We start from the raw sequence: 13592 nt of genomic DNA, 5'->3' as shown, positions 1-13592 counted from the left end.
ATTCCAAATCAAAGATTCAAATAAAACAATTTTCCAACTTTAAAGTTGGAAATAAGTCATTATAACAACTTTATTATTAACTTTGCAAAATAAAAACGAATGGTGACAAAAGAAGTTGTAGAAGCATTTCTCAAAGAATTTCATCAAAAGCTAAAAATATTCAGTATTATTTTTAGAGATGATAGAGGAAAAAATGCTCAAACACTTGCAGAATTAGAGATTACACCTAAATATCGAGAAACAGTTATCAAAGAAATTAAGGTTGAAGATTACTGTCAAGGTCCCATAGTTGATACATTAAACCACATGGGAGACATGTGGGTATTTGGCAAAGATATAAAAGGGCAAGAGGTTTATATTAAAATATCACTAGGTCAGGAAAACACTAATACCATTTGTGTATCATTTCATATTGCCGAATATAAAATGAATTATAAATTTAAAGGAGAAAAACAATGAAAAGTCCTTTTACAGGAGGAAATGTTGCCCTCCAACAAGAAAATTCAGAATTGATGTTTCGCAAAGAGAAATTTCAGTATGTTCATCTGTATTATCAATGCGAAGACACTAAGGAGCGTTTCACGACAACGGAGATTGACGAACTCAATCTATCGCAAGTGTACAACCAATATCGCGTAAAGTATGGAATCCCATTTCCCGATGAGATCAAACGTATTCGACAAATGTACGAGCTCTCGGCATCCAAGATGTCTGAGATATTAGGATTTGGTGATAATCAATATCGATTATACGAAAATGGAGATATGCCAAGTGAAGCAAACGGAAAGATACTTAGCTCCATAAAAGAACCATCTATTTTTAAAGTATTTGTTGAAAACGCGAAAAATCAATTTGAAGTCAAAGATTTTGAGAAAATACTTTCTAAACTCAAAAAAGCGATGGAATATGAGGGACCTCACATCAAAGAAGAACTTATTTTTGATTCATATTCTAGAGGAGTATGCAACGGATATGCTACCCAATCATACAGCAAATTAAAAAATATCATACTCTTCTTTATAGAAAAATGCGGTAACACATTTAATACCAAAATGAATAAGCTACTCTTCTATACAGATTTTCTATCATATAAGACATACGGATATGGAATGAGTGGTTTGGCATATAAAGCAATTCAGTTTGGACCAGTCCCGGTAAGATGGGATAGAGTTTATAGTTTAATAGACGATGTCTATCCAGAAATTATTGAATTTACGTCTGGCAATTGTGGAACAAAACTATGTTCTACACTTTCACCTGATTATAATTGCTTTTCGACTGAAGAAATTGCGGTTTTAGAGATGGTACTTGACAAATTTAAAGATTTCTCCGCATCGGAAATATCAGATTTAAGTCACAGAGAAAACGCTTGGATAAAGTTCAATAATAGCAATCAATTAATAGACTATAAGGAGGCATTTACACTTCATGCATTTGATTCCTAACTTTATGTTTAGGCTACCATTTCTTAGATTGGTAGCCTAAATCTAAAGTTGAATATCTCTATTCTTTGATTATCTGCCAATAGCCCGATATGTGTTAATCCAGCTTTAAAATGGTGCTATTCATATTCGTGTTAATTTCGTTGTTAGCACGAGACGTTTTCCGGCCAAAGTCAAAAGTATAAGTTACTTTGACATAGCCACTTTGCTGATAAAGTTTACCCGTAGCCACATTGTGGAAACTGTAAACACTCCGATTCATAGACGATTCCTTTTGACCATGTTTTGAAAAAGGATTCTTCCACCCACCTTCTAACTGCCAGCCGGAATGGCTCCAGCCAATATAGCAACCATATTGAGCCGGTTCAGTGATGTACATCAGGTTATAGTTTAGCGATTTATTCTTCGTTCGGGAAAACACTCCCGCCGAAAAATCATTTAAATAGTAGTCAGCTTGCACCATACCCGAAAAATGACGTAACGTTTCCGGCGTATCTTTATGCCTGATATACAACCAATTACCAACACACTTAACACGAAAATTATCTGTCACCTTCCATCCGCCCGACAGTTGGCTTGAAAGCATTCTACGTTTCCCCTCACTTTGATAACTTCTTATCAATTTATCATTTTCAATGTAAAAACCTTCAGAAGGAACATGATTAATCCCATCATACCACAACTCAGCACCTAGATTAAACCGACCAAATTGTCCGCTGTATGATGCAATGATTTTATAAAGAAAAGCAATCTTTTGATTCAAATTGCCCCGCCTTATCTGCAAAGAATCAATTTGTTGCTCTACTTCATTTAACTCATTAATTTGCAGCTGACTGTTACCTACATGGTATCTTAACTGAAGCTGCTGATTTTTGGCAAAAGAATAAATCAAGCGGGAACGCAAGCGAGGAGTCAACTGGTCTTCTCTGTCACCACCGTGCAAACGATATTGTACGTATGATAAGCCCGGACCAACTTTAAGCGTCACTTTCTTTCCTATTTTCTGGTTATATTCTAGGAATAAAATACTCTCACCATTCCAAAAATGCTGCCAGGAAGGGTTAGTTCCTTTGTAATCCACAGAACTGATTGTTTGAAAATGAAAAGCCTGAGCTGTTAGTGAGCTTTGAGGGTTGAATTCAATGCCATAATTCACATTCACTGAAAAATCGTATAAATCTTCTTTGCTATCGGTTAAAGTCAAATAATTTGGCTCCTTGTATCCATAAGTATACGAGTTATTAGTATAGTTAGCCCCTAGGCTCGTTTCCAAAAACTGATTCTTATTCAAATGAAAATAACCGTATAGTTCCATGTCTGTTTTCCATCCGGACTGATCTGTACTTTTAAAGTTCTCTATCACCTGTTCCGTATCATCATATTTCAATAGGTTTCTGCTAAAATTATCGGGAGCATCATTACGCACCAAAGATAATTTTCCAATAAGTGTACGTTTGGTACTCTCATTTGCAACATTGAACTGAGTATATTGGCTGTTATTCTTTACCCTATTTTCCAACGTGCCCGATTGGCGATCTGTTTCATGATCTGAAAAAACAAAATGCTCACTCGTTTTGTCTTTTGTGCCATCATATTTTTGCATGGCATGCCCGGCAAACAAGGTGTAACTGGTGTTATCGTGCGATAGTTTAGCCACGACATTGTAATCTCCGTTCAAATAACCAATTCGTTGTTCTGCATTTACTGACACGTATCCGCCTGTTTTATATTTCTTGGTAATAAAGTTAACAGCCGCCACATCATTCATATATTTTCCGCTAGGAACATCATAATACTCAACCTTATCAATATCTTTAGGATTCAGGTTTTTCACTTCTTTAGAGTCAACCTTACGTCCGTCAATATAAAGCGTAGCTTCGCCGCCCAAAGTCGATACTTTTCCATCCATTCTGTCTACGTCCAGCTCCGGAATCATCAATCTATAAAGCAAATCATATCCTGAAGATGAGTGCTTCACTTGTTTTTTATCCGGATAGACCAAAAGCTTATCGGCTTGCCGAACAAAGGAAGAAGCCTCAACGGTGACCTCGTTGAGAACCACATTGTCGGTCTCTAAAATGACCGTGGGAAATGTTTTAGTAGTTTGTGCCTGCACTTGCAACAGGTGTGTTTTGTAACCGATGCAGCTTAAGCTCAATAAATAATTCCCTTCGCGTTTCATATCCATTGAGTAAACCCCTAAACTATCAGTATAAGCACCTTGAACGAAAGTTGAATCAGTTTGGAGTAAACGAACTGTTACGTAAGGTAGCGCCTGATGATTAGTATCTAAGACAGTGCCTTTTATTGTTTGTGCTGTAACGTGTTGGATAGACACAATAAATAGTAAAAACAGTATTATTTTTTTCATATACATTGATTTGTTTCATAGTCTTTTGTCGCATAGAAGCAAAAATGTGCTCAATCAGTTCGCCAAAGGTACAATAAAAAGTCACAAAAACAGAAGTAACTTATAAAAATCACTTTATTGGAATTATATAAATAAATTATAAACTATAAGAGAAATAAAATAATACTTTTGTGCTAAAGAAACATCATGCATTAGTTAAGTCAACCGAATATGTTGAAAAAAGGTATATACGAGCATATCATTAATGAGGAGACCGAACGCAATATCCAGAAAACCGAACAACAAGATATGGTTTGTGTTCGCAAGAATATAGATACAGCAGAATCACCACAAATGCTTGCTAACTATTTGGCACAGATTATTCGTGAAAAGTTAGAAGATACTGATAGTCAGCAGGAGCGAATAAATTTAGTCAATAATATATTGCAAGAAGCAGGACTTGTAAAGGACATGCAGATTGTTGAACCTTCTCATCTGTTAGCTGAAGTAATGAGCAAGCAGCAAAATGTATTGCAAACTGAAAGTCATACAGAAACAGTACGTCCTTTATCCGGTTTTCGGGTAAGCAATTTATTTGTAGGGGGCAACAGTCCCATATCTCTAGGTGAAGAAATGCGCCGTGAAATAGCAAGCGCAAATCAAATCTGTTTAATTGTATCTTTCTTAAAGGTATCAGGAGTACGTATTTTGCTAGATGATTTGAGAAAATTCAGTCAAAAGGAAGGAAGTCGCCTACGCATCATTACTACTACTTATTGTGGGGCAACACAAGCAAAAGCTATTGAACAGTTAGCAGCACTTCCAAATACAGAAATACGTATATCGTATAATACTGACATCGAACGTCTACATGCAAAATCTTATATATTTGTACGCAACTCCGGCATGCACACGGCATATATCGGCTCATCTAATCTCTCCAAGTCGGCTCAAACAGAAGGTTTGGAATGGAACATGCGTGTAACAAGCGTTGAAAATCCGCACATCATAAAGACTGCTCTTGACACTTTTGAGATGTATTGGAATAGTCCCAATTTTGAAGATTTCAGCATTGGCGGTATTGAGAAGTTAAATAAGGAGCAGACACATTCATGCAATTATACTAAATCGTAGATACTGCAAAGAAAAATCAAACATCAAGATATAAGAACTTATTGGCAATTACTAAAATGCACGTAGAGGAAAATTCTATACTTAAAAAATAGCCTAAGTAGTTACCAATATATTAAAATTAATCACTATTTTTGCAAATAAAATCATTATAGATATACAAAAAAAATGAATATTACTACTTTCAGACAGTATTACGATTCTTATTATGATCAACTATATCATTTCTTGACATTCTACACCAAAAATTCAATTATCATTGAAGATGTATTACAAGAAATATTTCTCAAATTATGGGAAAATAGAGAAAAAATAGAAGTAAAGTATATTAAAACTTATCTTTTTCACGCTGCCAAAAACAAGGTTCTCAATCATCTAAGAGATGAACAAAGTCGTCATTATCTACTAGAGAATTGGTTTAACCAACAACAATATGAAAGTAAAGGTAAAGACTGTTTTGACTTGGAGCTATTCATCTTACAATTAGACAAAATAGTAAAACAGCTCCCAGAGAGATGTCGCGAAATTTTCTTATTAAGCCGCGAAGAAAAACTAACTTACAAACAAATTGCAGACAAACTAAACCTCTCTGTAAAAACAGTAGAAGTGCAAATGGGAATTGCATTAAAGCGAATAAGGGAATCATTATCTAGCAGCACTTTTTTAGTTTTAATAGCAATGGGGCAAATTATTCATAATTAGATCTTAACATTCCACATAAAAAACAAACTTAAGCACATTATATACATTTAATAAATTAGACTAAAAGTCTTTTATTTATAAAATATTCCCCACAAATATCACAACATAAATATAACAAATTTTAATATTTAGACTAGTTACTATATCTATTAGCATAATTTAAACATAGTAACTAGTATTTTTTCATAATTAGCTTACAGACATATTTAATTCAAAGTAAATTTTGCAAATTTAGTATCTTTTGAGTTTGCTCCACACATCACTAAAAAGTTTCCCGGTTCTACCACAAAGTTCAATTGTGAGTCGTAAAATCCCAAATCATTCATTGAGAGTTTGAAAGAAACACTTTTCTCTTCACCTGGCTGTAACAATACCTGTTCATAGCCACGTAGCTCTTTCACCGGACGAGTAATAGAAGCCACTAAATCACGAATGTAAAGTTGTACCGTCTCCTTGCCTGCATAACTGCCCGTATTCTTCACCTTCACAGTCACCTCAACTACATCGCCCATAGTGTAAGTCTCTTTCGAAAGGACTGGTTCACTGATCTCAAAGGTGGTATAACTCAATCCGTATCCAAAAGGATAAGCCGGTTCAAAATCAATATCTTGATAGCAACAGGTATAGCCTTTGTTCTTACTTTCAGGACGTCCCGTGCTCTTGTAATTGTAATAGACAGGCACTTGTCCTACGTGCAGCGGAAAGCTCATCGGTAATTTACCACTGGGATTATAGTCACCAGCCAATACATCGGCAATTGCATTCCCGGCTTCTGTGCCCAGCCACCAGGTCAGTAAGATAGCATCTGCATAGGGAGTCATCTCATTAAAAATCATAGGTCGTCCACCCATTAACAGCACAATCACCTTTTTACCAGTCTGCTTTAGCTCTTTTACCAATTGTTGGTGCGATTGAGGAATATTTATGTCTGCTCTCGATTTTGCCTCACCACTACTGAAATAGCGTTCGCCTACAGCAACGATCACAACATCGGACTGTGACGCTACACGTAAGGCATCTTGCAACTTCAGTTCGTTTGTTTCTAAATCGTACCCTTCGGCGTAAAGCAAAGAGGTGTCAGGGTATTTGGAAGCAAGTCCCTCACGCACTGTAACCATCTCTTCAACAACCCCTTCATTCGCCCAAAAACCACGCATATCCACTTTCGAATCGGCCAAAGCCCCTACAACTGCTATTCTCTTTGGAGCCTCAGACAAAGGCAAGGCTTGTTTTTCATTCTTTAATAAAACGATGGATTTTACACCTGCTTCTCGTGAAAGATTGCGCAATTCCTCCGACAAAACAGTCTCCTTCTCACGCTGCTCATTACAATAACGGTATGGATCATCGAACAATCCCAGTTCAAACTTCTTTAGCAGCACGCGACGAACAGCATCATCAATATATTTCTCGGAGACTTTACCCGCTTCGACCAGTTCCTTTAGGTGACCTACGTAAGCCCTTGACTCCATATCCATATCACTACCAGCCAGAATAGCACTTTCGGCAGCACCTTTAAGATCGGGCACGTAACCGTGAGCCACCATTTCGCCAATAGATCCCCAGTCGGATACAGTCAGGCCATTAAAGTTCCAGTCACCCTTCAATAGTTGACGTTGAATATATTGATTTCCGGTAGCGGGAATACCATTTATGTCATTGAAACTATTCATAAAAGAAGCAACACCCGCTTCGACCACCGCCTTGAAAGGAGGCAGATACACTTCGTGCAGCGTTTGTTCCGACATGTCCACAGTATTATAGTCTTTACCGGCTATACAAGCCCCATAAGCAGCAAAATGTTTGGCACAAGCCATGACTGTATGCACATCTGCCAGATTATCTCCCTGAAATCCTTGCACACGGGCCACAGCTGCTTGTGTACCATACCAAGTATCCTCTCCGGCTCCCTCCATCACGCGTCCCCAACGGGCATCACGACTGACGTCCATCATGGGAGCAAATGTCCAGTGTACGCCTTGTGCAGCTGCTTCTTTGGCAGCACCGGCTGCTGTGCGTCGCATCAGATTGAGGTCGAAACTGGCAGCTTCACCCAACGGAATAGGATAGATAGTACGAAGTCCATGTATCACATCCAGACCAAAGAGTAAAGGAATGCGCAAACGTGACTGCATCGCATATTCTTGCAATTCACGCGTATTCTTCACTCCCTTTATATTCAGCATGGAGCCTACCAACCCCAGTTTTATTTGTTCTATTTTGGTCGTATCTTCCACCACAGGTCCCGTGGCTTGAAAGTTACCTGTATATTGATTGAGTTGCCCTATCTTCTCATCTAGTGTCATTAGCTTCAATACAGAATCTACCTTCTGAGCATAAAGAGCCTGAATGCTTACTTCCTTCAGGGAATGAAGTGAACCGTTGGAGGAACACCCACACAGGCATCCCACCAACATTCCAAGTATTATTTTGCCTGCTTTCATTGTTTTTTGGTATAAACACGTACATAGTCTATTTCAAAACGGTGAGGCAATAATGTCTCATCCACTCCTCGAGCACCTCCCCAATTGCCGCCAATAGCTAGGTTCAGTAAGAGATGGAAGCGTTTATCAAAAGGCCACTCTTTATAACTAGCCTTTTCGTTCTTGAAAGTGAAGTAATGAATATCATCAATATAAGCACGATACTCATCCGCTTCCCACTCTAATGTATATGTGTGGAAATTCTTGTAAGAATCCGGACAAGCAATACGTGCATTTTTCTGAGTGCCGATGACGTGATTGTAAGTTTGGGTATGTGCTGAAGCAATAATCGTATCGGGATCATAACCTACATTTTCCATGATGTCAATCTCACCACTTGCAGGCCAACCTCCATATTTCCAGTCGGTAGGCAACATCCATATAGCAGGCCATGTGCCGAGACCAGTGGGCAGTTTGGCGCGTATTTCAAAACGGCCATACAGCCAGTCGCCTTTCCCTTTGGTAATGAGTCGCGCCGATGTAAACTCTTTGCCTTCCATTTGTTTTTTGAGGGCGGTGATGGTGAGTATACCGTTACTTACCCAGGCATTGCTCTTGTCGGCTTCGGTATAATATTGCGCTTCATTATTTCCCCATCCTGTAGCGTTGCCTTTGGTATCATAGCTCCATTTTGTAGAGTCGGGTAATCCTTCGTAATCAAATTCTTCATCCCAAACCAATTCCCATGTTCCGGTAGGGGTAGTAATGGTTTGATAAGCAGGTTTCTTGTCTGCACAAGAGACAGCAACTGCTCCTAAAGCCAAAAGGCATAAAATCAAATGTTTCATTGTTTTCAATGTTATTAAATTAATTGTTATTTCAAACTTTCTAAAAAGCCGGCTATATATGCGGCTTGCAACTTACGATATTTGGCAGAATAATGCACGTGATCTATATAAGCGTCCAATGGAAAGCGCAATGAAAAAGAATACATATCTATAATAGGTACTCCTTTGGAAAAGAACAGACTATCGGCTACTGCATTATAACACTGCACGTCCCGATTGTAACGATGAAAAGCAACTCCTTTGCCATTATGAATAGAGTCATTGACAGGAGTGCAATTCACCCAGACTAGCTTGGCCTTCATCTCTTGGGAAAGTCGATAGATCGTGTCCAGATTGTGACGGTATTCTTCCAAAGAGATTTGTTTGTCGCCAGTTATAGGATGAGTTTTCACATCGTGCAGTCCGCAATTTACCAACAATACATCAGTATGAAAACTCCTGTTGGCTGAAAGCTTTTTCAAATACTCTACTACCATACGTGAATCACCGCCATTGGCTCCAATAGGATTATCTAAATCCTCCATAGCCTCGCCTTTGTCTCTTTTCCGATCATATTCATATTTCCCTTCTACATATTGCTTTAAGTAAGGGCCATAGAAGATAGATATGCTATCACCAATAACAAACAGTCTGACTTGACCAGACATGAAAGAAAATAGACATGCAACAACCGCTAAAAGAATGGTCAACCTTATATACTTTTTATTCATCGGGTTACTTTGTTTAAATATTGGTTTATTATTGAAGCTGCCTTTAAAGATCCTTCTTCATTCAAATGTATTCCATCCGAATTCAATCGTAAATAATCCGTAGCAAGCGAATCATGAATATTGAGAAAGAAGCATCGATGCTTCCGCACTATTTTTTCTAAATGGGGAACCAACCTATCCAATCTCTCTTTTCCTCCATGATACTTTGTTTCCAAAAGAGAATCGGCAGCCATTGGAGGAGGTGCTATGAAAATGACCTCTGCTTCCGAAGAATATGTAGACAACTTTATCCGACGAAGTAATTTATCCAGATTATTAGGAACTTCAGCTTGCAAAGAAGAGAAATCAGCTTTACAATCATTCGATCCCAACCAGATGAGTACCTGATCGATTCCTCCCATCTGTTGAACTGCACGAAATAAATAACTGTCTATATTCTTCAGAGTATTCAGAGTGTCATTTTTCAAGTTATCAAATCCAATTGTATTTCCATAAATGGCTAAGTTACAGAACGTATCTTCCGGACGCAATTTCTTTAGTTGCATAACCCACCCTTGCGGGGCTGCTCCATTGGAATCACCTAATACCAATATTCTGTTTCCCTCATGGAAAGAGAAAGAGCAAAACAGGAGGAACAACACGCTGAATAATACTAAAAAGAAAGACTGTGCTCGATACATTATTCGTTCTTTATTTCAAAAATGGTTTTTTCATATTTGTCTGCCGTATAATATGCAGAAGTTATCCGACTCTCTTGACTGAAATAGGGTAGAACTGTTCCATTACAAATAAGGCTATCCACCTTTTTTGCACCATGTACACATATTCTCCAGGTGCGTTTGGGTTGAATGCCATCATAATATCCAAGCATAGGTGCAATCTCAATCTTCTGCGAATTTTTACCTGTTTTGGAGGTAATCTCTGTCTTGGCATAAATACCCTTCAGATAATCGTTGCTACTACCATCGTCTTCTATCAATGTAAACTCCGAGTCGGCTCCCGGATACACATGCAAAGTCAATGTATCGTTGGTTCCCTTCTCAATAGAACGGGCATATGCACGCATCGGAATAATTGCACCTTGACGAACCATTAATGGAATCTGTTCCAACGGAGCTGCTACTTTATGCTTTCTGCCCCCTTCGAGTATCTCTCCCGTCCAAAAATTTACCCAACTGCCTGCAGGCAACTGGAATTCTCTGTCCACAGCCCCCTGCTCATATACAGGAGCTACGAAAAATTCATTACCAAACAAATATTCGTAAACTTGTCCGGCTATCTTGCGCATCATTAGTTTTCCTTCCAAACGTGTCAGGTGTGCATATGAATATATGTAAGGAAAAAGTCCCATACGTAGATGTGAATAGTCACGAAATAGTTTATCTGCTCGTTCCGAATAGCGATAAGGCAGATTTGCCGTAGGGTTTTCCGGCTGGGAAAAGATTTCTACAATGGGGTTGAATTGAGAAAATTGCATCCATCGGATAAAAAGTTCTTCGTCTAGTTGATCAGTAATCCCCATATCAAAACCTCCCAAATCATTGGCAAGGAAAGGTATGTTGCAACTACTTCTACGCATAGTGTCATTGAACATGGCTATATTTTCCTTCAAAGCAACAGCAGGTACCCATGAATTGAAATTCTTGTTAGGTTTCTCAACTGTCCAGTCCGAACGAGTATCATCAGTCCACTTTCCAGGATATCGTTTATACTCTTCTGTCTCCTGACCACCGGTATGAGAGAATAAGAATCCGCGTCCTTTCGTTTCTTTCCCAAATTCTTGTGACATTTCAAACATAACCTTGCAAACTGGGATAGCGGATGTACGATCCAACTTGATAAAGTCGGCTCCCTCCTCAAAGAAATGTTTCATCTGCTGCTTAAAGTAGTTTACAGCTTCGGGATTGTTAAAATCAATATTGCCACACAAAGTACCTTTCTTATTGTCTTTTTCTGTCTGAAACATAGCTGTAGTAGTACTGTTATTGTGCCATGGATTGGACTCTACATACGTATTTCTGAAATATCCCTTTTGCTGAAAATCTTCAAAAGCAGCTTCATTTCCGGTCTGAAAGATACAATCCCATGCCCAAAAACCACCTTTGATGTTACGCTGCTCTAAATGATTCCACATCGCTTTTCTATCCGGATAGCCTATTGTATCTGCTATAAAGTCCATATATCTGTGTGGCCCCTTCCCTTTATCATCATAACTCCAAAACCAGGAATCAATCCAATATGCGTCAATGGGATAATCGTGATCAATGATTTCATCGACACGTTTCATCGTTTCATCTTGGTTGGTATAACCGCCATACATCACACCGAAAGCCCACAACGGGGGTAATACTACGTTTGTATCAGCCTGGGCTGTCAGAGGGTGAACAAAGGTTCGATTATTTGATATCCGGGTGCATTGTGTAAAGAATATGCACAAAAACACCCATAAATATGTTCTATTTATTGTTTTCATTGTTTTTCTTTTCTGAGATAGTTCGAGTGTATTTTTGTCCAAATCGATCAGTTACTACCACTTTTATCTGTGAGTGCTCGTCAGCGGGAACAGCTTTAAACAGATGATTGGTGTGATCGTAACTCAACCATGAGTATTTTTTATTCTTTCCGGGTGCGTAAAGACTCTTTGCCAATGGATCTACTCCCCAATACTGCTCCATATCACCTTTCAGTACATCATTTTCATACCATTCTACCTTCCAAAGCGGATCATAGTTGAATACATTTGCAACAAAAGCCGTAGGATGTTCGGCGTCGGTACCCACTGGATAAATTTTTAATTGTTCATCTTTGTCGATCCCTACACCTTTGAAATACCATTTTATATCGTTACCATCTACTTCATAAACAGTATAGCCCTTAGGAGTTCCATCAAGCCCTACCTCGCCTTGCCACCAAGCTGCAGAAGCTGCAGCATGTGTATGCTCCGTAATTGAGTCATTGATTACAGTATTCCACTGTGTATGGCTATGCCCTGCTAGAATATGCACATTATATCCCTTCAAGCACTCATAAAACGCCTTGTTGTTTATGAGAGAATTCTTTTGTCTCTTCTCCATATTGGGCCGGGTATCAGCATCTGTATACATAGTGGGAATATGCAAGGCAATCATCACTGTTGTACCTTTCGCCACCTGCGCTAAGTCTTTTTTTAGCCATTCTAGCTGCTGACCATCAATATAGCCCATATAATGGTACGCATAGCCGTAGTAGAATACATCGTTTAAAACGATATAATGAATATTTCCTATATTGAAAGAGTAATAGTCGGGACCAAAAGCCTTCTGATACGACCGTCTTGACGACTCATGTGTTTCATTCGAATAGTCCATATCATGATTTCCCAGCACCTGATAGAAAGGAAAGTCAAACCGACCAATAGAATTCTTATAGTTATCAAAAAAGTTCAGTCGGTCAAAAACAATATCCCCGCAACTTATACCATGAAAAGAGGTATTATAAATATCTTGAGTTCCCTTTATATCATCTATTACTTTCTCTAATAACTGAAATTCTTCAGGATCAATGATCTGTGGATCTGCCCAAACTACAAATGTATGTTTATGTTGTTCCCTAACTGATTTCTTTATTTCAAAATCATAGCGATCTACATGGGGGACTATTTCTTTGTAAAATACCGGTATGCCATTTTTTAAAGGCGATTCATAGTGTTTAGGCAGTGAGTAGTAAACATAGCTTTGAGCCCCATCTACAAAAAGTTTATAATAACCTTTCGAATTTGTCTTGGTCACATTCCTGCCATCGGTTACAACAACCTCCGCTATACCTTTATTCTCACAATGAATTCTACCATTAATAAGTTGCTGAGCGTATAGAAAGTTAGCGGTCAAAGAGAGTAATAATAAAGCATATAACTTTTTTCTCATACTTCCATATTGTTTAGGAACTGACTAAAAAGTCTACAGTGATTCTATCAAGGCTACATCAAAGAAAATGGGGGAATTGAAGCA

General features: G+C 38.4%; 10 protein-coding genes and 1 pseudogene. 4 read left to right on the top strand and 7 right to left on the bottom strand.

All coding sequences use genetic code 11. From position 1 onward, the window contains the following. The first annotated feature begins 99 nt into the window (after nucleotides 1-99). Together C511_RS0103830 and C511_RS0103825 are read left to right on the top strand one after the other, a co-directional pair. Entirely contained in the window at nucleotides 100-459 is a 360-nt protein-coding gene (locus C511_RS0103830) for a type II toxin-antitoxin system MqsR family toxin (RefSeq protein WP_024996309.1), read from the top strand. Beyond that, nucleotides 456-1445, top strand: a complete 990-nt coding sequence (locus C511_RS0103825) for a type II toxin-antitoxin system antitoxin SocA domain-containing protein (protein ID WP_024996310.1) — start codon at nucleotides 456-458, stop codon at nucleotides 1443-1445. Before C511_RS0103830 ends, C511_RS0103825 begins: the two co-directional genes overlap by 4 nt. Nucleotides 1446-1539: 94 nt before the next feature. On the opposite strand, the gene C511_RS0103820 is transcribed toward C511_RS0103825, so the two are convergent. Further along, on the bottom strand, nucleotides 1540-3813 hold the full coding sequence (locus tag C511_RS0103820) for a carboxypeptidase-like regulatory domain-containing protein (protein ID WP_161625894.1): 2274 nt from the start codon (nucleotides 3811-3813) through the stop codon (nucleotides 1540-1542). Between the two features lie 210 nt (nucleotides 3814-4023). On the opposite strand from C511_RS0103820, the pseudogene C511_RS0103815 reads away from it, so the two are divergent. Continuing rightward, a pseudogene (locus C511_RS0103815) lies at nucleotides 4024-4893 on the top strand (phospholipase D-like domain-containing protein); the annotation flags it as partial. A gap of 198 nt (nucleotides 4894-5091) precedes the next feature. Then, nucleotides 5092-5625, top strand: a complete 534-nt coding sequence (locus C511_RS0103810; protein ID WP_024996312.1) for an RNA polymerase sigma-70 factor — start codon at nucleotides 5092-5094, stop codon at nucleotides 5623-5625. A 206-nt stretch (nucleotides 5626-5831) separates the two neighbouring features. Here the strand turns inward: C511_RS0103810 and C511_RS0103805 are convergent, their stop codons facing one another. Genes C511_RS0103805 through C511_RS0103780 form a run of 6 tightly spaced genes read right to left on the bottom strand, consistent with a single transcriptional unit; the run spans nucleotide 5832 to nucleotide 13508 of the window. Next, nucleotides 5832-8069, bottom strand: a complete 2238-nt coding sequence (locus C511_RS0103805; RefSeq protein WP_024996313.1) for a glycoside hydrolase family 3 N-terminal domain-containing protein — start codon at nucleotides 8067-8069, stop codon at nucleotides 5832-5834. Next, entirely contained in the window at nucleotides 8066-8896 is an 831-nt protein-coding gene (locus C511_RS0103800; protein WP_051260442.1) for a glycoside hydrolase family 16 protein, read from the bottom strand. The genes C511_RS0103805 and C511_RS0103800 overlap by 4 nt, the downstream gene beginning before the upstream one ends. A 26-nt stretch (nucleotides 8897-8922) precedes the next feature. After that, complete coding sequence (locus C511_RS0103795) at nucleotides 8923-9606, bottom strand: SGNH/GDSL hydrolase family protein (RefSeq protein ID WP_081698255.1); 684 nt, start codon at nucleotides 9604-9606, stop codon at nucleotides 8923-8925. Beyond that, nucleotides 9603-10286 carry an SGNH/GDSL hydrolase family protein gene (locus C511_RS0103790; protein WP_027317842.1) on the bottom strand — a complete coding sequence of 228 codons (684 nt, stop codon included), beginning with the start codon at nucleotides 10284-10286 and terminating at the stop codon, nucleotides 9603-9605. Before C511_RS0103790 ends, C511_RS0103795 begins: the two co-directional genes overlap by 4 nt. After that, a complete protein-coding gene (locus C511_RS0103785; RefSeq protein WP_034781387.1) occupies nucleotides 10286-12079 on the bottom strand; it encodes a glycoside hydrolase family 31 protein in 1794 nt (597 codons plus the stop codon). The genes C511_RS0103790 and C511_RS0103785 overlap by 1 nt, the downstream gene beginning before the upstream one ends. After that, a complete protein-coding gene (locus tag C511_RS0103780) occupies nucleotides 12063-13508 on the bottom strand; it encodes a calcineurin-like phosphoesterase C-terminal domain-containing protein (protein WP_024996318.1) in 1446 nt (481 codons plus the stop codon). The genes C511_RS0103785 and C511_RS0103780 overlap by 17 nt, the downstream gene beginning before the upstream one ends. Nucleotides 13509-13592: the final 84 nt, after the last annotated feature.

It is taken from the genome of Bacteroides graminisolvens DSM 19988 = JCM 15093, assembly GCF_000428125.1.
Classification (GTDB): domain Bacteria; phylum Bacteroidota; class Bacteroidia; order Bacteroidales; family Bacteroidaceae; genus Bacteroides; species Bacteroides graminisolvens.
The sequence above is the reverse complement of the archived record's forward strand: the minus strand, read 5'-3'. Positions and strand labels throughout refer to the sequence as shown.